The following is a 20,993-nucleotide window of genomic DNA, read 5'->3' as shown; positions in this document are numbered from 1 at the left end:
GCAACCTCATGAGTATGCTGGTCGGCGGCACGGCTGGGGATTACGCTGGGGAGATGGATCCGCGGCCCTACTACTGGGTTTCCACGGCCGGGCATCCGAACTTCGGGGACGAGTTCATCACCGCCTCGTGGCTCCGTTATCTGGCCCAGGCCTCGCCGGATAACGAGGTGTGGCTGGACTGTCCCGAGCCCGGCCTGGCCAGTGTGCTGTTCGAGGGCCTGCACCCCCGGTTGCGGGTCACCAACACGTTGTGGCGGGCGGTGCGCGAGGCGGCGGATCACGGGGAAGACGTCGCCGGACACGTCGTCCGGCTGGTGCGGGAGCAGGGATCACCGCGCTATGACCTCGGTTTGCTCAAGCTGCGCGAGGTCCAGTCCCTGCACCTGCTCGGCGGCGGTTTCATCAACGGTATCTGGCCGCAGCATGCCGCCTTGCTGGACGGGATGCGGGCGGTGCACGGACTGACCGGGGCCCGCCTGTATGCCACCGGGCAGGGACTGATGCCCCTGCCCGGTCCGCCTGCGGAGGCACGGAAACTGTTTCGGGATTTTGCCCACGCCAGTGTCCGTGATGCCGAGAGTGCCGCGGCATCTTCGGCTCGGCTGGGGCTGGACGACGCTTTCCTGGGTGCCGAGGCGGTCAGCGCGCGGGGCAACGGCCCGCCCGGAATATATGTCTGTATCCAGAGCGACCTGGCGGACCGGGCCACTTTCGAGGCTGCGGTCGCACAGGCCCGGGCCCTGATTGGCTATGCCGGCCGGTTCGGTCGCGCCTACTATCTGGAAGCCATCCCCGGCGTCGACCACCCGGCGTACCGGCAGCTGGCCGACCTGATCCCGCAGGACCGGTTTATTCCGTTTGCCGGGGTCTGGACCGGCGGGCTGCCGGTTGGGCCGGACCAGCTATGGATCACCACGAGGTTCCATTTCCATCTGCTGGCCGCGGCAGCCGGGGCGCGGGGTGTGGCGTTGGTTTCCCGCAGGGGCTATTACGACGTCAAGCACGCCTCTCTGGCCGCCCTCGGGAGCGGCTGGACCCTTCTGGCGCCGGATGCAACTCCGGGCCGCAGGTCCATCCCGTGGAAAAGGGGTTCGCTGCACCGGCGCCTGCCGGCATTGGCTGCCCGGAAACACGCCGAAGCCTCGGCCCTGTACGGGGACGGGCCCCTGCCCGGGCAGTAAGCGCATACCTACGCGTGCCCGGCGGACTGCATCTGCCGCAGTTCCTTCTTCAGGTCCCCGACCTCGTCGCGCAGGCGCGCGGCCAGCTCGAACTGAAGCTCCGCTGCGGCGGCATGCATCTGCTCGGTCATGGAGGCAATCAGCTCGGTCAGGTCTTCCGCCGGGGCAGCGGCCAGACCGTCCTTGCGCACACCCTTGCCCTTTCCCTTGGACTTCTTCTTCGCTGCCTCTTCCAGGAGGGCCTTGGTGTCGGCGTCCTCGCGGGCCAGCTGGTCCGTGATGTCCGCGATTTTCTTGCGCAGCGGCTGCGGGTCCACACCGTGCTTCTTGTTGTAGGCAATCTGGATGTCGCGGCGCCTGTTGGTCTCATCAATGGCATGCGCCATGGAATCGGTAATCCGGTCCGCGTACATGTGCACCTCGCCCGAGACGTTACGGGCGGCACGCCCGATGGTCTGGATGAGCGACGTGGAGGAACGCAGGAAGCCTTCCTTGTCGGCGTCCAGGATGCTCACAAGCGAGACCTCGGGCAGGTCCAAGCCTTCGCGCAGCAGGTTGATGCCCACCAGCACGTCGAAGGTGCCCATCCGCAGTTCGCGGAGCAGCTCCACGCGGCGCAGCGTGTCGACGTCGGAGTGCAGGTATTCCACCTTGATCCCGTGCTCCAGCAGGTATCCGGTCAGGTCTTCGGCCATCCGCTTGGTCAGCGTGGTCACCAGGACGCGTTCGTTCCGTTCGGTGCGGGTGCGGATCTCCCCCAGCAGATCGTCGATCTGGCCCTTGCTGGGCTTGACCACCACCTGCGGGTCCACCAGGCCGGTGGGGCGGATAATCTGTTCCACAAAACCGTCGGCCTTGGACAGCTCGTACTTGCCGGGCGTGGCCGACATGTACACGGTCTGGCCGATGCGCTCGAGGAACTCGTCCCACTTCAGCGGCCGGTTGTCCATGGCGGAGGGCAGCCTGAAGCCGTGGTCCACCAGGGTCCGCTTCCGGGACATGTCGCCTTCATACATGGCACCGATCTGCGGGATGGTGACGTGGGATTCATCCACCACCAGCAGGAAGTCGTCCGGGAAGTAGTCCAGCAGGCAGTGCGGGGCGGTGCCCGGGCCGCGGCCGTCGATGTGCCGGGAGTAGTTTTCGATGCCGTTGCAGAAACCCATCTGCTGCATCATTTCCAGGTCATAGGTGGTCCGCATGCGCAGCCGCTGGGCTTCGACCAGCTTGTTCTGGGACTCCAGTTCCTTCAGCCGCACCTGCAGTTCATCTTCGATGCGCCGGATGGCGCGGTGCATGCGGTCCTCGCCGGCCACATAGTGCGAGGCGGGGAAGACATACATCTCATCCTCTTCGCGGATGACATTGCCGGTGAGCGGATGCAGGGTGTGGATGCTCTCCACCTCGTCGCCGAAGAACTCGATCCGCAGCGCGGTCTCTTCGTACATGGGAATGATCTCCACGGTGTCTCCGCGCACGCGGAAGGTCCCGCGGTGGAAATCCATGTCGTTGCGCACGTACTGCATGGACACGAATTTGCGCAGCAGGTCATCGCGGTTCATCTGCTGGCCGCGGCGCAGCGTCACCATGCCCTCGATGTACTCTTCGGGGGTGCCCAGGCCGTAAATGCAGGACACCGTGGCCACCACAATCACGTCGCGGCGGGTCAGCAGCGCGTTGGTGGCCGAGTGCCGCAGCCGTTCCACTTCCTCGTTGATGGAGGAGTCCTTCTCGATGAAGGTATCCGTCTGCGGAACGTACGCTTCGGGCTGGTAGTAGTCGTAGTAGGAGACGAAATACTCCACGGCGTTGTTGGGCAGCAGTTCCCGGAATTCGTTGGCCAGCTGTGCCGCCAGGGTCTTGTTCTGCACCATCACCAGCGTGGGCCGCTGGACCTGCTCCACCAGCCACGCCGCCGTGGCACTCTTACCGGTGCCGGTGGCACCCAGGAGGACTACGTCCTTCTCGCCGGCGTTGATCCGCTCGGCGAGTTCCTTAATGGCGGCGGGCTGGTCACCGGCGGGTTTATATTCACTGACGACCTCGAAAGGCGCCACAACTCTCTTGATGTCCTGCGCAAGACTCATGCCTACAAAAATACTCCGCTGCGCGGACAGCCACTGTCCGCTTTGCTACGGGCTGAACCTCAGGCGCCGGCAGCGCCGCGTTCTCCGGAAACGTTCCGGTTCAGCGGCACCAGGCGCGTATCCCACAGCGCACGCACCGCGGCCACCAGCTCGTCGGGGCCGCCGGTATTGTGCAGGACGACGTCGGCAGCAGCGGCCCGCTCTTCGGCGGTGGCCTGGGCGGCGATCCGGGCCCGTGCAGCTTCGGGAGCCATTCCGCGGTCGCGCACCATCCGCTCCAGCCGGACGTCTTCGGGAGCCTCCACCACCAGCACGAAATCGAAGTTCCCGGCCTGCCCGGTTTCCACGAGCAGCGGTATGTCCTGCACCAGGATTCCGTCCTCCGGCGCCCGAGCCGCAAGCTCGGCGGCCCGGGCGCGCACCAGCGGATGGACGATCCCGTTCAGCACTGCCCGCCGCTTCTCGTCGCCGAACACAACGGCGGCCAGGGCGGGTCGGTCCAGGCTGCCGTCCGCGGCCAGGACCTGCGGACCAAACGCGTCCACCACCGCGGCCAGCCCTGCCGTGCCGGGTTCCACCACTTCGCGGGCCAACGCGTCCGCGTCGATCAGCACTGCACCGCATTCCTCGAGGGTGCGGGCCACCAGGGATTTTCCGGCGGCAATTCCGCCGGTGAGTCCAACCTTAAGCATGTCCACCAGCGTAGTCCTCCGGCACTGGCCCTCCCGTCAGCGCCGCCCGTCACGCCGTCGGCGCCCGCAGATGCGGCCACTAGAATGTAGGAGTGAGTGACATCGACGCGGCGGCGGTGCGCTACACCACCATCGCCGGGGAACACCGCTCCGAACTGGACGTCAAGCGCTCACGCTTCATCACCGTGCTGCAGCGCACCGAAACCGAGGAAGAGGCCCGCGCGCTGGTAGCCGGGCTTCGCCGGGAATTCCATGACGCGCGGCACCACTGCAGTGCGTTCGTCCTTGGCCCCACCCGTACCGTCCAGCGCTCCAATGACGACGGCGAGCCCTCCGGAACGGCGGGCATCCCGATGCTGGAGGCCCTGACGAAACGGGAAACCTTCGGCGGTGCCACCGATCTAAGCGACATCACCGCGGTGACCGTGCGGTACTTCGGCGGCATCCTGCTAGGTGCCGGCGGCTTGGTGCGCGCCTATTCGGAGTCCGTCTCCTCCGCGCTGGCAGCCGCTCCCCTGCTCCGCCGAAGGCGCATGCAGCTTTACGCCGTCCCGGCGTCCCACGCCGATGCCGGCCGGCTGGAGAACGAACTGCGCAGTGCCGGTATCAGTGTTACCGGCACGGACTACGGCGCCGCCGGCGCCAGCATCACCGTGGCGGTGCCGGATGTACCCGGCACCGCCGAAGAATTCCGCGACCGCCTGGCAGCCCTTACCGCCGGCGGCAGCACCCCTGAACCGCTGAGAACAGAATGGATCGATCTGTGACGCACGCCCCCGACGGCTTCGACTTTGAGGCGCTCCGGCGATACCCCGACGTCGAGGCCGGGAACCTGCAGGCGCATGACGCAGCTGACCGGCTGCTGCTGGACACCGCATCGGACCGGCTGCAGGCGGGCGGCGTCGTCGTCATCGGCGACTCCTACGGTGCACTCACCCTGGGCGCGGCGGCCGGTTACGGTGTACGGGAAATCCGCGTGCACCAGGACCCGTACTCCGGCGAACTGGCCCTGCAGCGCAATGCGGACGCAGCCGGACTCGGGGGGACGTTCAGCTCCCTGCCCCTTGGACCCGAACTGCTGACCGGTGCCCGCACCGTCCTGCTGCGCCTGCCGCGGTCCCTGGACGCACTGGAGGAGATTGCCGCGCTGATTGCCCGGCATGCCGATCCGCGGGTGGTGGTGTACGCCGGCGGCCGGCTCAAGCACATGACCACGGCCATGAATACGGTGTTCAGCCGCTGGTTCGGCTCTGTCACCGCCGGATTGGCACGGCAGAAATCGCGCGTCCTCACGGTGTCGGCACCGCTGGATCCGCTCCCGGCCAACCGGTTCCCGCTGGCCGGGCAGCACGACGTTGGCCTCCCGGCACCGCTTGAACTGCGCGCCTACGGGGCGGCATTTGCCGGAGCGTCGCTGGACATCGGCACCCGTTTCCTTCTGCCGCACCTCAGCGGCGCCCGGGACGCGTCCGCAGCCATCGATCTGGGGTGCGGCACCGGCGCCATTGCGGCTTACCTGGCCCTGTCACGCCCGTCCCTGCAGGTCATCGCGACCGACCAATCCGCAGCCGCCGTCGCTTCTGCAGTGCAGACCATGGCCGCGAATGGGGTGGCAGATCGGGTGCAGGTATACCGGGACGATGCCCTCAGCACCCGGCCGGATGCGTCGGCGGAACTGGTGGTGCTCAACCCGCCGTTCCACATCGGCGCCAGCGTACACGCCGGCATCGCGCTCAAGCTTTTTGCCGACGCCGGCCGGGTCCTGGCTCCCGGCGGGGAACTGTGGACGGTGTGGAACAGCCACCTCACCTACAAGGCCGCGCTGAACCGCTTGGTGGGACCTACCCGCGAGGTGGCGCGCAACCCCAAGTTCACGGTCACTGTGAGCACCCGGCGCTAGCCGAGCCGTGATAGGCGCCGCTGTACCACCTGCTAGGTGTCTCCTCCTGAAAAGAAAGAGCCGGTCATCGGAAAGACCATTTCCGGGCCCAGCCAGAAAAGAAACACCAGAAGCCACGCCAGCAGGAGCGCACAGAACCAGGACAGTGCCGCGACGGGATGCTTTCGGCGGAGTACGCCGTAGCCAGCCCAGGCGAGGCCCAGGGCCACAAGGGGTCCGGGGCAAAGCAGGACGAGGATCAGTTCGTACTTCTCACGCACCCCCGGCGGATAAGAGGACTGTTGGGTCATCCCCAGGCCGATGAAGATAGGGAACGCAACCAACGCGCTATAACACGCGAGCAGGATGATGAGCACTGAGCCGCCGCTGAGTATCTTCTTTTTGCCTGCTGACCCGCGCGGATTCTCCGGCTGATGCCACGGCGGAGGGTAATAGCCCTGCGGCGGGTAATAGCCCTGCGGCGGGAGGTTCCCCTGCGCCGGCGGTGGCCAATAGCCCTGCGGCGGGTACGGCTGCTGCGGCGGCTGATAGCCCTGCGGCGGGTCTTGTTCCGGCATTGGTCCCCCTGATCGGCGTCGGCGGCACCAGCGTAACCCGGGCGCGCCGGGCTCACCGGCGCCGACACAGCGCAAACGGTCCCTCAGCGACGCGCGAGAGAGCGCTCTCTTGACAGTGCCTTGCGTCACACTTAGGCTCTGACGAAGATCAGAGAGCGCTCTCTCACAGGCACGTTCGCGCCGGGCAGCTCTCGAAATCCACAACCAGTCCCATCTCAGCGGATCAGCCCCGGCTCAGCTCACGGCACGGTCCACTTATTTACCGGCTAGACCCACACACAAAGGAGTGACCGTGAAGAAGAACTTTAAACACCGGGCAGGAGCAGTGGCAGGCGCCGCCGTCCTGGCCCTGCTTGCCGCAGGCTGCGGCGGCGGCGACAAGGACAGCCAGGCAGGGACCGCCGAGGACCCCATCGAACTGTCCGTCACCACTTTCGGCACCTTCGGCTACGACGACCTCTACGCGGAGTACGAAGAGGCCAACCCGGGCATCAAGATCACCCACAACAACATTGACCGCGGCGCCAACGCCCAGACCGACCTCTTCACGAAACTCGCTGCCGGTTCCGGTGTCAGCGATGTGGTGGCCATCGAGGAAGGCTGGCTCGGAGCCGTCATGGAAGTCTCGGACCAGTTCGTGGACCTGAACGAGTACGGTGCCGAGGACATCAAGGACAACTGGGTCGACTGGAAGTTCGAGCAGGGCACCGATGCTGACGGCCGCGTTATCGGCTACGGCACGGATATCGGTCCGCAGGGGCTGTGCTACAACGGCAAGCTCTTCGAAGCCGCCGGCCTGCCCAGCGACCGGGAAGCTGTTGCCGAACTGTTCGGCGGCGACGACGCCACTTGGGACCGTTACTTCGAACTGGGCAACCAGTACCACGAGAAGACCGGCAAGGCCTGGTACGACCAGTCCGGCTTCGTCTGGAACTCGATGGTGAACCAGATGGAAGAGGGCTACTACACGGCTGACGGCGAGCTGAACATCGAGGACAACGCGGCCATGAAGGAACAGTTCATGCAGCTGGCAGCGGGAACCGAAGCCGGTCTCTCCGCCAATGAAAAGAAGTGGGACTGGGGCACGGGCCGGGCTTTCACCGACGGTTCCTTCGCCACCTTCGTCTGCCCGGGATGGATGCTCGGCACCATCCAGGAACAGCTGGAATCTGCAGGCGGCAGCGAGAACTCCGGCTGGGACTTTGCTGATGTCTTCCCCGGCGGCGCCTCGAACTGGGGCGGTGCATTCCTCTCCGTTCCCGAAACCTCCGAGCACAAGGAAGAAGCAGCAGCCCTGGCTGCCTGGCTCACCGCCCCGGAACAGCAGGTCAAGCAGTCCGCAGCGGCAAACAACTTCCCCAGCACCCTTGAAGCACAGAAGCAGCTTGCCGAGGAAGCCAAACCCAATACCGTCTTCAACAACGCGCCGACCGGAGCCATCCTGGCCTCGCGTGCAGAAGGCGTAAAGGCCCAGTTCAAGGGCCCGGATGACTCCGTCATCCAGGAGAAGGTGTTCGGTGCCGCACTGACCCAGCTCGATTCGGGCAGCCTGGACGGCGAAGGCTCCTGGAATGAAGCAGTCAAGCTACTGAACGAGCTGGTCGTCAAGGACTAGCACACCCGTCGGGGCCTCCGGGAAACCGGAGGCCCCCGCATGGACTGTGAGAATCAACATGACCGTAACCGTAAAGCCACCCGCGCCGGCAGCGCCGGCACCCAAGCCCGAACTGTCCTTCCGGCAGCGTCTCAATGTGTGGGACTTCAAAGTTTCCCCCTACCTGTACATTTCCCCCTTCTTCCTGCTCTTCGCACTGGTGGGCCTGTTCCCGCTCATCTACACGTTTTTTGTGTCCCTCTACGACTGGCACCTGCTGAAGGGCCAGGGCGACTTCGTCGGTTTGGGAAACTTTGCCGACGTCCTGGGTGACCGTTTCTTCTGGAACTCGCTCTTCAATACGCTGAGCATCTTCCTTCTCTCCGCCATCCCCCAGCTTGCCGGGGCACTGCTGATTGCAGCCGTACTGGATCAGAACATCCGCGCCAAGACCTTCTGGCGGATGAGTGTGCTGGTGCCGTACGTTGTGACCCCCGTGGCCGTTGCGCTGATCTTCACGAACATGTTCGGCGAAGAACACGGACTGATCAACAGCATCCTGGGCAACTTCGGGATCGATCCGATCCAGTGGCGCACGGAAACCTTCCCCAGCCACGTCGCGGTGGCGAGCATGGTCAACTGGCGGTGGACCGGCTACAACGCGCTGATCCTGCTGGCCGCCATGCAGTCGGTACCGCGCGAAATCTACGAATCCGCAGCCTTGGACGGTGCGGGCGCCGTCCGCCGGTTCTTCAGCATTACGCTGCCCAGCATCCGGCCCACCATGATCTTCGTGGTGATCACCTCCACCATCGGCGGGCTGCAGATCTTCACGGAGCCGCGCCTGCTGGATCCGACGTACGCCGGCGGCGCCCAACGGCAGTTCCAGACAACTGTGCTGTACCTCTGGGAGATGGCTTTCCAGCGCCAGGACTTCGGAAGGGCCTCGGCCATCGCCTGGCTCCTGTTCCTCCTGATTGTCGTATTCGGAGTCGTCAACCTGGCCCTGTCCAGGCGCATAGCCTCCTCGGACAGCCGGCGGTCCCGCCGTCGTGCGGCACTGAAAGGGAAGAACAAGTGAGTGTCATTGAACGCAAAGCCCCCGCCCCGGGGCGCGGAAGCGTCCCTCCCAGGAGGAAGCAGGCCCTGCGGAACAGGATCTTCGGGAACGGGCTCCGCCCCGGTTTCCTGACGTACGGCCTGCTGCTGGCCTTCTTCGTCGGCTCGGCCTATCCCCTGTGGTGGTCTGCAGTAGTAGGCAGCCGCTCCAACGAGGCGCTGGGCCTGACGTACCCGCCGTTGCTGCCGGGCGGTAACTTCTGGGCGAACGTGGGCGAGGTGCTGGACACCATCCCGTTTTGGACGGCACTGTGGAACAGCATCCTGATTTCCAGCATCATCACCGTTTCCGTGGTCATCTTCTCCACGCTGGCGGGCTACGCGTTCGCCAAGCTGCGTTTCCGCGGCAACGGTGTGCTGATGGTGGCGGTTGTGGCCACCATGGCCATTCCCACCCAGCTTGGCATCATCCCGTTGTTCATGGTGATGCGGGAGTTGGGCTGGACCGGTGAAATCGGCGCCGTAATCGTGCCGACGCTGGTCACGGCCTTCGGCGTATTCTTTATGCGCCAATATCTCGTGGACGTCATTCCCGACGAACTCATCGAATCCGCCCGTATGGACGGGGCCAATATGATCAGGACGTTCTGGCACGTCGCGCTGCCCGCGGCCCGTCCGGCCATGGCAATCCTCAGCCTTTTTACGTTTATGTCCGCGTGGACCGACTTCCTGTGGCCGCTGCTGGTCCTGGATGCAAGCAATCCCACGCTCCAAACCGCGCTCAGCCAGCTGCAGTCCTCACGGTACGTGGACTACTCGGTAGTCCTCAGCGGCGCGGTGCTGTCCACCATCCCCCTGCTCATCCTCTTTGTGCTGGCAGGCAAACAACTTATATCCGGAATTATGCAGGGAGCAGTGAAGGGTTAATGACTAACAACACCCCGGAATGGAACAACTTCCCGGCCGGCTTCATCTGGGGATCCGCCACCGCGGCCGCACAGGTTGAAGGCGCAGCGCGGGAGGACGGCAAGGAAGACTCCATTTGGGACGCCTTTGCCGCAGTACCCGGCAACGTACGCAACGGAGACACCCCGGCAGTTGCCGTGGACCACTACCACCGGATGCCGCAGGACGTGGCCCTGATGAAGGACTTGGGACTGGACTCCTACCGGTTTTCCACCAGCTGGGCGAGGGTTCGGCCGGGCGGCCGGGACCTCAACCGCAAGGGACTGGATTTCTACTCTCGTCTGGTGGACGAACTCTTGGAAGCCGGGATCCTTCCTTGGCTCACCCTCTACCACTGGGACCTCCCCCAGGCCCTGGAGGAGGCCGGCGGGTGGACCAATCGCGACACCGCATACCGGTTCGTGGAGTATGCACAGGATGTCTACTCCGCGCTGGGCGACCGGGTGGAGCACTGGACAACGTTTAATGAACCGTTCTGCTCGTCGCTGCTCGGTTACGGGTCCGGGGCGCACGCTCCCGGCCGGCAGGAGCCGCGTGCAGCGGTTGCCGCCGTCCACCACCAGCACCTGGCTCACGGCATGGCGGTGAACGAACTCCGCCGCCTGGGCGCGGAGCAGATCGGCATCACGCTGAACCTGAGCAACTCCATCCCCCGTGACCCGGCGGACCCCATAGACCTCGAGGCGGCGCGCCAGTTCGACTCCCTGCAGAACCGGATTTTCCTAGATCCGATCCTGCGCGGAGCATATCCGGAGGATTCCCTCCGCGACCTGGCGCCTTATGGCCTCCAAGAGGTCATCCAGCCCGGCGACATGGAAACCATTGGCGCCCGCATCGACTTCCTGGGCGTGAACCACTACCACGATGACCAAATCAGCGGACACCCCGATACCAGCGGATCCGACGGGCACGGCGGGGGTGCAGGACGGCCGACGGCGTCTCCGTGGGTTGGGGCCGAACACATCACCTTCCCCAGCCGCGGCCTGCCGCGCACGGGGATGGACTGGGAGGTGAACCCGGACGGGCTGCGCAAGCTGCTCCTTCGGCTGGGCGAGGAGTACCCGGACCTGCCCCCGTTGTACATCACCGAGAACGGTGCCGCGTACGAGGACGAGGTTGCCGAAGACGGCAGTGTCCCGGATGCTGAGCGCACGCGCTTCATCCTCGACCACATCCGCGCCGTGGGAGAGGCCATCTCCGCCGGTGCCGATGTGCGCGGCTACTTTGTATGGTCCCTGCTGGATAATTTCGAGTGGTCCTGGGGCTACAGCAAACGCTTCGGCATTGTCCGCGTGGATTACGACACGCAGGAGCGGACGGTGAAGGACAGCGGACATGCCTACCGCGGCCTCATCGCCGGGACCCGGAGCGCCGCAGGGGCAGCGACAGCCGTGTGAGGTCCCGTAAGCTGGCATCAGCCGGGCACCCCGGCCCAAGGCGCAGGGAGATATAAGTGAAAGCTGAGTCCGGCCAGGTCCGTTCCGCCCCGACCCTCGAAATGGTCGCGGCCCTGGCCGGAGTCTCCCGTGCCACAGTGTCACGCGTGGTCAACGGTTCATCCTCCGTTGACCCGCACCTCGTCACGTCGGTGGAGCAGGCAGTGAAGGTCCTGAACTATGTGCCGAACCGTGCTGCCAGGACCCTCGCCAGCCGACGCACCTACACTGTGACCCTGCTGGTCCCGGAGTCCACCTCCAAGGTCTTCGCGGATCCCTTCTTCGCGGCCGTGGTGGAAGGCGTTGCACGTTACCTGAACACCACCGAGTACATGCTCAACATGGTGACGTCCTCTGAGTCCAATCCGGAGAAAACCCGGCGGTACCTGCTGGGCGGAAACGTGGACGGGGTCCTGGTGGTGTCACACCACACCGGGGATCATTCCTGGACGCATTTGAACGGCTCCCTGCCGCTGGTCTTCGCGGGCCGTCCCCTGCTGGACTCCGCCGAGGCCTACTTCGTCGAGGTGGACAACGAGGAAGGGGCGGCTACAGCCACCAAGCGGCTGATTAGTGCCGGCAGGCGCAGTATTGCAACCATTGCCGGCCCGCAGGACATGCATCCGGGCGTGGACCGGCTGGCGGGCTGGCGTACTGCCGTGCAGCGTGCCGGCCTCAGCGACCTCCTGGTGGAAGCCGGTGACTTTACCGTGGCCTCGGGGGCCGCCGCCATGCGCCGGCTGCTGGACCGCGGGCAGCCGCTGGACGGCGTTTTCGCCGCCAATGACCAGATGGCAGCCGGTGCTTACACGGTGCTCAAGGAACGCGGGCTGCGGATCCCCGACGACGTCGCCGTCGTCGGATTTGATGATGACTACTACGCCACCAGCGTGGCCCCGGCGCTGACCACCATCCACCACCCGATCTCGCTGCTGGGCGAGAAGATGGCGGAGATCCTGGTGGACCTGATCGAAGGGCGTCCGGCGGAACGCGTCACGCGGCTGCCCACGTCCCTTGTGGTCCGGGAATCCGCCTAGCGCCACTGGAACGGCATCCACACAAAAGCGGGCCCCCACTTTCGTGGGGGCCCGCTTTTGGTTTACTGCATCCGGCTCACCGAAGCGGCCTGGCCGGAATTAGTTGCCCGTGAGCTTCTCGCGCAGTGCAGCCAGGGCTTCGTCGGAAGCCAGCGTGCCGGCACCCGTCTCGGCAACGGCCGGTTCGGAGGAGTAGCTGGTGGTGCCGGAATCGTGGGATTCCGATGCAGCAGCGATGTCCTCGGAGTTGTGCTGGGCGACCTGCTTCTTGTGGGCTTCCCAACGGGCCTGGGCGTCAGCGTACTGCTGCTCCCAAGCGGCACGCTGGGTCTCGTAGCCTTCGAGCCATTCGTTGGACTCGGGGTCGAAGCCCTCCGGGTACTTGTAGTTGCCGGCTTCGTCGTACTCTGCAGCCATACCGTACAGAGCCGGATCGAACTCGGTGCCCTCGGGGTCGACGCCCTCGTTGGCCTGCTTGAGGGACAGCGAGATGCGGCGGCGCTCAAGGTCGATGTCGATGACCTTGACGAACAGTTCGTCACCAACGGAGACAACCTGCTCGGCGAGCTCCACGTGGCGCACTGCCAGCTCGGAGATGTGGACCAGGCCTTCGATGCCGTCTTCGACGCGGACGAACGCACCGAACGGAACCAGCTTGGTGACCTTACCCGGAACAACCTGGCCGAGGGCGTGGGTGCGGGCGAAGGTCTGCCACGGATCTTCCTGCGTAGCCTTCAGCGACAGGGAGACACGCTCGCGGTCGAGGTCAACTTCCAGAACCTCAACGGTGACTTCCTGGCCAACTTCGACAACCTCGGAGGGGTGGTCGATGTGCTTCCAGGACAGCTCGGAGACGTGAACCAGGCCGTCGACGCCGCCCAGGTCCACGAATGCACCGAAGTTGACGATGGAGGAAACAACGCCCGGACGAACCTGGCCCTTTTCCAGCTTGTTGAGGAACGTGGAGCGAACCTCGGACTGGGTCTGCTCGAGCCATGCGCGGCGGGACAGAACAACGTTGTTGCGGTTCTTGTCCAGCTCGATGATCTTGGCTTCGATCTGCTGGCCGATGTACGGAGCCAGGTCGCGGACACGACGCATCTCCACGAGGGATGCCGGCAGGAAGCCGCGCAGCCCGATGTCGAGGATAAGACCACCCTTGACAACCTCGATGACGGTACCGGTAACGACGCCGTCTTCTTCCTTGACCTTCTCGATGTCGCCCCAGGCGCGCTCGTACTGTGCGCGCTTCTTGGACAGGATCAGACGGCCTTCTTTGTCTTCCTTGGTGAGCACCAGGGCTTCGACCTGATCGCCAACGGAGACAACGTCTCCGGGATCAACGTCGTGCTTGATGGAAAGCTCGCGGGAAGGAATGACACCCTCGGTCTTGTAACCGATGTCGAGCAGGACCTCGTCGCGGTCAACCTTGACAACGGTACCTTCGACGAGATCGCCGTCGTTGAAGTACTTGATCGTTGCGTCAATCGCGGCGAGGAAGTCCTCGGCAGTACCGATGTCGTTGATGGCGACCTGCGGGGTACCGGACTTCTCGTTGGTGGTGATGGTCATGTAGTTGGGACTCCGATGTGGAAGTTGTTTTGTATTCCGGACTGGTTTCCACTAACCGGCGGGGTAACCCGCAGGCAGATACTGGCCCAAGTGAAAGACGAAGGCACGTAAATGCCTGCGACGAACAGCTTGTTTGCCCGGAGATGGACAGGATGGGTAATAACTCGCGCTATTACGCGCCCGATCAGTCTAGCCGGACCCGCCAACGCAGGTCAAAGGGGATTGCCCGGTGACCTGGAGAAAAACACCCGGATCCGGCGCGCGGGGACCCGGGGGCCTAGAAATGCGTGCTGCAGTAGGGCGCCGGTCCTGCCGTGAACAGTGAGTCCAGAAGGGACAGCGCATCATCCTGAGCCCGCACTCCCCCGGCGGCTGCCAAGGTCCGGGCACTCACCGCCCCCAGGTAGAGCGAGCCCAGGGCCGCAACCGTCAGTTCCGCCCGCAGCGTGCCGGCGTCCTCTCCCGGTTCGGCCGGAGCGCATGTCCCGACGCCGTCACGCACCTTCAGCAGGAAGGTCCCGTCCGCCAGGCCCATCGGATCCGTGACGTGGAGCACCACCGCGCCGTCGCCGAAATAGCCGCGCGCGGCCAGGGCGGCCGGAGCGTCCAGGATCCGCAGCCACAGGACGTCCTCGATGTTCTTTACGGTGTAGCGGCGCCGATCCGCGAGCATCCAGGGCAGCGGATCCTCCACCGGAGCTTCGGCATACGTCAACCGGTCCACCAGGTCGATGGACCCCAGGTAACGCCACAGTTCGCGGTACGCCTCGTCACTGGACGCCACCAGGTCGATGACCTTCATGGTGTGCGGTTCGTTTCGCCAGCCCAGCGACTTGTAGGCCGCGTAGCCGTCCGGGACCCCCTCTGCGTTGAAGCGCAGGACACTCCGCACCGCCCGGTCCGGTTCCGTGTTTTCCCCGTTCCATTTCCCGGCCGCACGCATGGCGTACGCATGCTGCCGGCCCAGGGCACCGAAGGTACGCTCCAGATGGGCCCGGAAAAGTTCCGGCGCCAACGCCAGGATCTTGTCAGGGTCGGCAACGGCAATGCTGCCCCTCGGCGGCGCACTGAACTCCAGGCCACCCCTGGTGTCCAGCTCTACTCGGGCGGTGGAAGTGGCGGCGCCGAACCCGAACCGTCCATAGATGGTTGCCTCCGACGCCGTGAGGGCCGCCAGCGCCAAGCCGGCCGCTTTGGCCCGCGCAAGGTCCGAGGTAATCATCTGCCGCAGGATCCCGCGGCGCCGGTGCGTGGGACGCACGGTGACCGCCGTAACCAAATGAGCGGGAAGCAGCTCCCGTCCGCCTACGTTCAGGTCGTTGACCATGGTGCCGTAGGTGGCCACTGGCACCGCCGGATCCCAGGCATACTCCGGCATATCGTCGTCGTATACCGCGGTCAGGATCCGCCCGTCCCGCAGGTAACCGTCCACCTGGGCCGGGAAGCGTTCCGGGATGCTGCGGTCCTCGTGGAAGCCAAGGTTAACGGCGTCGAACCACCGAACCGTCCGCTCATCGGCCTTGCGATGGTCCGCGGCGTCGTAACCTGCCGGGAACGAAGCGAACCGCAGCCCGACCGTGCCGTTGACCGCGCCGTTGTTCGTGCCGTTGTTCGTGCCGTTGTCCGTTCCCATGCTTCCCCCTGTGTTGAAGCGGCGGCGCCGCGTACTCAGTGGCCGGCTTCGTGCCAGCTGACGCCCTGACCAACCGAGACATCCAGCGGCACAGACAGGTCCGCCGCCGCGCCCATCTGCGCGCGGACCAGCTTTTCCACCGTGTCCCGCTCGCCGGGAGCGACTTCGAGGACCAGTTCATCATGGACCTGCAGCAGCATCCGGGATTTGAGTCCCTGTGCCTTCAGCTCTGCATCCACGCCCAGCATGGCCTTCTTGATGATGTCCGCCGCGGACCCCTGGATGGGGGCGTTCAGCGCGGCACGCTCAGCCATTTCGCGCAGCTGCCGGTTGTCGCTGGAAAGGTCCGGCAGGTAGCGTCGGCGCCCCTCGATGGTGGAGGTGAAGCCGTCCTTGCGGGCCTGCTCGACGACGCCGCGCAGGTAGTCGCGCACGGCGCCGAAGCGTTCGAAGTAGTCCCGGATCAGGGTCCGGGCTTCATCGACGGGGATGGCCAGCTGCTTGGACAGGCCGAAGGAGCTCAGGCCGTAGACCAGGCCGTAAGACATGGCCTTGACCTTGGAACGCATGGCGCTGGTTACTTCTTCGGGGGCCACGTTGAACACATGCGAGCCTACAAAGCGGTGCAGGTCCTCGCCGGCACGGAAGGCGGAAATCAGCCCTTCGTCACCGGAAAGGTGGGCCATGATCCGCATTTCGATCTGCGAGTAGTCGGCGGTAAGCAGTTCGTCGTAGCCGTTGCCCACCACGAACACCTCGCGGATGCGGCGGCCCTCCTCCGAGCGGATCGGAATGTTCTGCAGGTTCGGGTTCACCGAGGACAGGCGTCCGGTGGCCGCCACCGTCTGGGCGTACGTGGTGTGGATGCGGCCGTCGTCGGCAACGGCTTTGCGCAGTCCCTCCACGGTGGAGCGCAGCTTGGACGCGTCCCGGAAGGCCAGCAGCTGTTCAAGGAACGGGTGCCCGGTCTTGACGATCAGGTCCGTCAGCGCGTCTGCGTCGGTGGAGTAGCCGGTCTTGATCTTCTTGGTCTTCGGCAGGCCGAGTTCATCAAAGAGGACCGCCTGCAGCTGCTTGGGCGAACCGAGGTTGATTTCCTTGCCGATGATCCGGAAGGCCTCGTCGCTGGCGTGCGTGATGGTGGCGCTGAAATCATCCAGCAGCCGGTCCAGCTTCTCGGAGGACACGGCAATACCGGCCAGTTCCATTTCCGCCAGCACCTCGGACAGCGGCAGCTCCAGTCCGCCCAGCAGCTGGTTGGCTCCGCGCTCCACGAGCTGGCCGGCGAAGTGCTCGCTCAGGCGCAGTGCCGCGAAGGCCTTGGATACGGCAGGGGTGGCTGCATCTTCATCGCCCAGGGACAGTTCCAACTGGTTGCTCGCTGCTGCCGCCGGAACAATATTCATTTTCAGGTGGTACTGGGCCAGGTCCGCCAGTTCGTAGCTGCGGCGGTCCGGCTGGATCAGGTAGCCGGAAATGGCGGTGTCATCCACTTCCCCGGCCAGGTGCAGCCCGCGGGCGGCCAGGGACTTGTAGGCCTCCTTGAAATCGTGCACCACCTTGGGAGCATCCAGGTTCGCCAGCCATGCTGCGAGCACCTGCTCGGCCTCGGCGTCGAGCCCGGTCAGCGGCACATAGGCCGCGGAGGCGTCGGTCACCAGGGCGATGCCGACGACGTCGCGGGACGCGGCCGCTCCTTCGGTCACAAGCTGCACGGCGGTGCGGGCCTGGTTGGTGGCCCGCAGCCAGTCCTGCAGGGCACCGGCGTCCGTCAGGACACTGTGTTCGGGGGCAGCCACATCGGCATGGGTGCTGGCCTCGCCCTCCTCTTCCCCGTAAACGTCGAAGAGCCGCTTGCGCAGCGCGTTGAACTGCAGGGCGTCGAAGAGTTCCTCGATGGCCTCCCGGTCCGGGCGCCGGGCCGCCATCGCGTCGAGCTCCACGGGCAGGTCCAGGTCCCGCAGCAGCCGGTTCAGGCGCCGGTTCCGCTTAACGTCTTCGATGTTCTCGCGCAGGGAATCGCCAACCTTGCCCTTGATGGCGTCCAGATTCTCGAGGATCCCCTCGAGGCCGCCGTAGAGCTTAATCCACTTCGCCGCCGTTTTGGGTCCCACACCGGGAACGCCCGGCAGGTTGTCCGCGGTCTCGCCCACCAGCGCGGCAAGGTCGGAGTACTTGTCCGGCGGCACCAGGTACTTCGCTTCGACCGCCGCGGCATCCATCCGGGGCAGATCGGATACACCCTTCTTGGGGTAGAACACGGTGACATGGTCATCCACCAGCTGGAAGGCATCGCGGTCACCGGAGACCACCATCACGTCCCAGTCCTGCGCCGACGCCTTGGTGGCGAGGGTTGCCAGGACGTCGTCCGCTTCGTAGCCGTCCATGGAAAGGGTAGGAATGCACATGGCCTCCATGACCTTGATAATCAGGTCAATCTGCCCGTGGAACTCCTCGGGCGTCTTGTTCCGGCCGCCCTTGTACTCGGTGTACTCCTCCGAGCGGAACGTCGGCGTGTCCAGGTCAAAGGCCACCGCTACGTGGGTGGGCTTCTCTTCTTTGATCAGGTTGATCAACATGGACGTGAATCCGTACACCGCGTTGGTGTGCTGGCCCGTGTCAGTGGAGAAGTTCTCGGCCGGGAGGGCGTAGAAGGCCCGGAAAGCCATGGAGTGACCGTCAATCACCAGCAACCGGTTGTGTCCCCCGGCATTCACGTTCCCGAGCTGAACCGCTGCAGTGCCGGCGTCCGTGCCGTTGCTTTCGGTGCTGCTATCATCGGTGCCGCTGTTTTCGGTGTCGCTGTTGCTAAGGGGGGTGCCGGCCAGTTTGGTAGATTCACTCACAAATGCAAGCCTAGTTGCCATGAGCGAGATTTTCACGCCGGGCCCGGGGGGCCCCGCGGCACACACGAACCCGCACCGGCAGGAACTCCTGGACGCAGGTGTCCCGGAGGAGCTGCACGACTGGCTTGCCGCGCACGGTGTCGGACGGCTCGTGGTGAAGATGGGCATCCGGTTCCTGGAAATGGCGCCGGACCGCCTGGTCGCCACCATGCCGGTGGAAGGCAACGAACAGGTGGCCGGAATCCTGCACGGCGGAGCGCACCTGGTCCTCGCTGAGACCCTTGGTTCCTTTGGTGCCGGAATGCACGCAGGCCCGGGCCGGCACGCGGTGGGTATTGAAATAGGGGCCACGCATCACCGGTCCGTCTCCTCGGGGCTGGTCACCGGTACGGCCACCGCGCTGCACCTGGGCAATACCCTCACCACGCATGAAGTAGTGATGACGGATGAGCAGGGCCGGCGCCTGTCCACCGCCCGGATCACCAACATGATCCGCGAGACCCGCTAGGCACCCGGCAGGAACGAGTAGTGCAGGCGCATGCTGCCGTCCGCGGAAGGCTCTGACCGGAGCAGGCGGACCTGCTGATTCGCCGCGGCCGGCAGCAGCGCCTGCCCTGAGCCCAGCAGCAGCGGGTGCAGTGTCAGGTGCAGCTCGTCCAACAGGCCTTCCCGGAGGTACTGGGCGGCAAGGATTGTTCCGCGCAGCCACACGTCGGCGTCGTTCGCGGAATCGGCAATGTCTGCGGCGAACTCACTGACGGGGCCGCGCACGAACATCACGTCAGCGCCGTTTATGCCGGGAAACTCATGGTGGGTATAGACCCACACCGGCGCCTGCGGGCAGTCCCATGCCGCAGGCCCGTGTTCCTGGACCTGGCGCAGCAGCCGCGCGTAGGTGCCTGCGCCCATCACCACGGCTCCCGCGGCGGATGGCACTTCGGTTCCGGCGGCTTCCGTCGGATGCGGGGAAAAGGGGTCGAAGCCTGCGGCCAGGTAATCGGCGGAGTTGAACCCCGCCGGGTTGTGTCCGGCGGCGTCAAAGCCGTCGAGTGAGGCCGAGGCGTAGTACACGGTCCGGACCATCTGGCAATGCTAACCAGGCCGGGATGCGCGGCGGAAGACAGCCCTGCGGAATACGGGCGCCCGCTTCGGGGTTGCCGCCTATGGATTGGAATTGCCGCTGCCACCCCAAGAGGCGTGCGCAGCGGCGCACTATAGGAAGAGTTGCGTTTTGAACCTGTTTTCCCCGATGACTGCCGGCAGCCTGGAGCTGTCCAACCGCCTGGTGATGGCACCGCTGACCCGCCAGCGCGCCGGCCGGGACGGTATCCCCGGACCCATGATGGTTGAGCATTACCGGCAGCGCGCCTCACTGGGCCTGATTGTCAGCGAAGGCACCTACCCCAGCCGTGAAGGCCAGGGTTTCCCGGGCCAGCCGGGGCTGGTGGACCCGGAGCAGTTGGACGGCTGGCGGAAGGTCACCGACGCGGTGCACGACGCCGGCGGGCGGATCGTTGCGCAGGTCATGCACGCCGGCCGCGTAAGCCACACCAACACCACCGGCGGGCTGGAACTGGTTGCCCCCAGCGCCATCGCGGTGGACGGACTGTCCCACACTTATGACGGCAAGCAGCAGTACGAGGTGCCGCGGGCACTGGAAACCGAAGAGTTGGCGGAAGTGACCGCCGGCTTCGTACGCGCTTCGCGTGCGGCAGTTGACGCGGGCTTTGACGGAGTCGAACTGCACGGGGCCAACGGCTACCTGCTGCACGAGTTCCTCTCCCCCGCCTCCAACCAGCGCACCGACGGTTACGGCGGCAGCCCGGAGAACCGGGCACGGTTTGTCATCGAGACGGTTTCCGCCGTGGCCGCCGAAATCGGGGCAGACCGCGTGGGCCTGCGCCTGTCCCCCGAACACAATGTCCAGGGGGCGCTCGAGACAGATCCGGCGGACGTGCTGGCCACCCACGGCGCCCTGCTGGACGCCATTGCACCGCTGGGCCTTGCCTACCTCAGCATCCTGCACCGTGACCCTGCCGGAGAGCTGGTGCAGGCCCTTCGTGCACGCTTCGGCGGGCCGGTGTTCCTCAACTCCGGCTTCGGCGTCATCACCACCCGTGACGAAGCGATCGCCATGGTTGCCGACGGACTCGCAGACGCCGTCGTGGTCGGCCGCCCGGCCATCGCCAATCCCGACCTGGTGCGCCGCTGGCAGGAGGGGCTGCCCCTGAACACCCCTGACGCCACGACGTTCTACTCGTTCGGCCCGGAGGGCTACACCGACTACCCCTTCTACTCCGGGGGCGACGCCGCGTCGCAGAACTGACGTCGCAGAACTGACGTTTCGGGACCCAAACCGGGCCCGGCAACGCAGAAGGCCGGCAGGATCAACAAAAAACACCCGCCGCGGGGGGTGGTTCGGTGGTTTGTGTT

The 20,993-nt window shown here is 65.4% G+C and carries 17 protein-coding genes; 10 read left to right on the top strand and 7 right to left on the bottom strand.

Annotation, left to right across the window (positions count from 1 at the left end):
• Positions 1-8 precede the first annotated feature (8 nt).
• Positions 9-1,181: a polysaccharide pyruvyl transferase family protein gene (locus QNN98_RS08615; protein ID WP_227926331.1), complete on the top strand. Its 1,173-nt coding sequence runs from the start codon at positions 9-11 to the stop codon at positions 1,179-1,181.
• 8 nt (positions 1,182-1,189) lie between these two features.
• Here the strand turns inward: QNN98_RS08615 and uvrB are convergent, their stop codons facing one another.
• Positions 1,190-3,268, bottom strand: a complete 2,079-nt coding sequence (gene uvrB, locus QNN98_RS08610; RefSeq protein WP_227911307.1) for an excinuclease ABC subunit UvrB — start codon at positions 3,266-3,268, stop codon at positions 1,190-1,192.
• 59 nt (positions 3,269-3,327) lie between these two features.
• Positions 3,328-3,960: a dephospho-CoA kinase gene (coaE, locus tag QNN98_RS08605; RefSeq protein ID WP_331461520.1), complete on the bottom strand. Its 633-nt coding sequence runs from the start codon at positions 3,958-3,960 to the stop codon at positions 3,328-3,330.
• A 92-nt stretch (positions 3,961-4,052) separates the two neighbouring features.
• Between coaE and QNN98_RS08600 the strand changes: the two genes are divergently transcribed.
• Positions 4,053-4,727 carry an IMPACT family protein gene (locus tag QNN98_RS08600; RefSeq protein WP_283996832.1) on the top strand — a complete coding sequence of 225 codons (675 nt, stop codon included), beginning with the start codon at positions 4,053-4,055 and terminating at the stop codon, positions 4,725-4,727.
• Positions 4,724-5,860 (top strand): class I SAM-dependent methyltransferase, encoded by a 1,137-nt coding sequence (locus tag QNN98_RS08595; protein WP_227926333.1) that lies wholly within the window; start codon positions 4,724-4,726, stop codon positions 5,858-5,860. Before QNN98_RS08600 ends, QNN98_RS08595 begins: the two co-directional genes overlap by 4 nt.
• A 32-nt stretch (positions 5,861-5,892) precedes the next feature.
• Here QNN98_RS08595 and QNN98_RS08590 read toward each other — a convergent pair whose 3' ends face one another.
• The gene (locus tag QNN98_RS08590) at positions 5,893-6,417 is read right to left on the bottom strand and encodes a hypothetical protein (protein ID WP_283996831.1); all 525 of its coding nucleotides are present in this window, start codon (positions 6,415-6,417) and stop codon (positions 5,893-5,895) included.
• Positions 6,418-6,709: 292 nt separating this feature from the next.
• Between QNN98_RS08590 and QNN98_RS08585 the strand changes: the two genes are divergently transcribed.
• The 5 genes from QNN98_RS08585 to QNN98_RS08565 are packed head-to-tail and all read left to right on the top strand — an operon-like array spanning position 6,710 to position 12,509.
• On the top strand, positions 6,710-8,032 hold the full coding sequence (locus QNN98_RS08585) for an ABC transporter substrate-binding protein (protein ID WP_283996830.1): 1,323 nt from the start codon (positions 6,710-6,712) through the stop codon (positions 8,030-8,032).
• 58 nt (positions 8,033-8,090) lie between these two features.
• On the top strand, positions 8,091-9,092 hold the full coding sequence (locus QNN98_RS08580) for a carbohydrate ABC transporter permease (RefSeq protein ID WP_227911302.1): 1,002 nt from the start codon (positions 8,091-8,093) through the stop codon (positions 9,090-9,092).
• The gene (locus QNN98_RS08575; RefSeq protein ID WP_283996829.1) at positions 9,089-9,997 is read left to right on the top strand and encodes a carbohydrate ABC transporter permease; all 909 of its coding nucleotides are present in this window, start codon (positions 9,089-9,091) and stop codon (positions 9,995-9,997) included. The genes QNN98_RS08580 and QNN98_RS08575 overlap by 4 nt, the downstream gene beginning before the upstream one ends.
• A complete protein-coding gene (locus tag QNN98_RS08570; RefSeq protein ID WP_283996828.1) occupies positions 9,997-11,433 on the top strand; it encodes a GH1 family beta-glucosidase in 1,437 nt (478 codons plus the stop codon). The genes QNN98_RS08575 and QNN98_RS08570 overlap by 1 nt, the downstream gene beginning before the upstream one ends.
• A 56-nt stretch (positions 11,434-11,489) precedes the next feature.
• On the top strand, positions 11,490-12,509 hold the full coding sequence (locus tag QNN98_RS08565) for a LacI family DNA-binding transcriptional regulator (protein ID WP_502864662.1): 1,020 nt from the start codon (positions 11,490-11,492) through the stop codon (positions 12,507-12,509).
• A 99-nt stretch (positions 12,510-12,608) separates the two neighbouring features.
• Here QNN98_RS08565 and rpsA read toward each other — a convergent pair whose 3' ends face one another.
• From rpsA to polA, 3 genes are all read right to left on the bottom strand, one after another.
• Complete coding sequence (rpsA, locus tag QNN98_RS08560; protein WP_227911299.1) at positions 12,609-14,081, bottom strand: 30S ribosomal protein S1; 1,473 nt, start codon at positions 14,079-14,081, stop codon at positions 12,609-12,611.
• Positions 14,082-14,358: 277 nt separating this feature from the next.
• Complete coding sequence (locus QNN98_RS08555; protein ID WP_283996827.1) at positions 14,359-15,714, bottom strand: GNAT family N-acetyltransferase; 1,356 nt, start codon at positions 15,712-15,714, stop codon at positions 14,359-14,361.
• 35 nt (positions 15,715-15,749) lie between these two features.
• Positions 15,750-18,560 (bottom strand): DNA polymerase I, encoded by a 2,811-nt coding sequence (polA, locus tag QNN98_RS08550; RefSeq protein WP_502864660.1) that lies wholly within the window; start codon positions 18,558-18,560, stop codon positions 15,750-15,752.
• Positions 18,561-18,579: 19 nt separating this feature from the next.
• Here polA and QNN98_RS08545 point away from each other — a divergent pair, with 19 nt between their 5' ends.
• On the top strand, positions 18,580-19,068 hold the full coding sequence (locus QNN98_RS08545) for a hotdog fold thioesterase (RefSeq protein ID WP_227926341.1): 489 nt from the start codon (positions 18,580-18,582) through the stop codon (positions 19,066-19,068).
• Here the strand turns inward: QNN98_RS08545 and QNN98_RS08540 are convergent.
• A complete protein-coding gene (locus tag QNN98_RS08540; protein ID WP_283996825.1) occupies positions 19,065-19,643 on the bottom strand; it encodes a dihydrofolate reductase family protein in 579 nt (192 codons plus the stop codon). The genes QNN98_RS08545 and QNN98_RS08540 overlap by 4 nt on opposite strands.
• 166 nt (positions 19,644-19,809) lie before the next feature.
• On the opposite strand from QNN98_RS08540, the gene QNN98_RS08535 reads away from it, so the two are divergent.
• Positions 19,810-20,886: an alkene reductase gene (locus tag QNN98_RS08535; RefSeq protein WP_227911578.1), complete on the top strand. Its 1,077-nt coding sequence runs from the start codon at positions 19,810-19,812 to the stop codon at positions 20,884-20,886.
• Positions 20,887-20,993: the final 107 nt, after the last annotated feature.

Source organism: Arthrobacter sp. zg-Y1143 (assembly GCF_030125565.1).
Lineage (GTDB): Bacteria > Actinomycetota > Actinomycetes > Actinomycetales > Micrococcaceae > Arthrobacter_B.
This window is presented reverse-complemented; position numbering and strand designations above follow the sequence as displayed.

Excerpts from the sequence above, each read along its gene's own strand:
- QNN98_RS08570 (WP_283996828.1), top strand. The coding sequence starts at position 9,997 with ATGACTAACAACACCCCGGAATGGAACAACTTCCCGGCCGGCTTCATC.
- QNN98_RS08535 (WP_227911578.1), top strand. The coding sequence starts at position 19,810 with ATGACTGCCGGCAGCCTGGAGCTGTCCAACCGCCTGGTGATGGCACCG.
- coaE (WP_331461520.1), bottom strand. The coding sequence starts at position 3,960 with ATGCTTAAGGTTGGACTCACCGGCGGAATTGCCGCCGGAAAATCCCTG.
- QNN98_RS08545 (WP_227926341.1), top strand. The coding sequence starts at position 18,580 with ATGAGCGAGATTTTCACGCCGGGCCCGGGGGGCCCCGCGGCACACACG.
- QNN98_RS08540 (WP_283996825.1), bottom strand. The coding sequence starts at position 19,643 with ATGGTCCGGACCGTGTACTACGCCTCGGCCTCACTCGACGGCTTTGAC.
- QNN98_RS08580 (WP_227911302.1), top strand. The coding sequence starts at position 8,091 with ATGACCGTAACCGTAAAGCCACCCGCGCCGGCAGCGCCGGCACCCAAG.
- QNN98_RS08555 (WP_283996827.1), bottom strand. The coding sequence starts at position 15,714 with ATGGGAACGGACAACGGCACGAACAACGGCACGAACAACGGCGCGGTC.
- QNN98_RS08615 (WP_227926331.1), top strand. The coding sequence starts at position 9 with ATGAGTATGCTGGTCGGCGGCACGGCTGGGGATTACGCTGGGGAGATG.
- rpsA (WP_227911299.1), bottom strand. The coding sequence starts at position 14,081 with ATGACCATCACCACCAACGAGAAGTCCGGTACCCCGCAGGTCGCCATC.
- uvrB (WP_227911307.1), bottom strand. The coding sequence starts at position 3,268 with ATGAGTCTTGCGCAGGACATCAAGAGAGTTGTGGCGCCTTTCGAGGTC.
- QNN98_RS08590 (WP_283996831.1), bottom strand. The coding sequence starts at position 6,417 with ATGCCGGAACAAGACCCGCCGCAGGGCTATCAGCCGCCGCAGCAGCCG.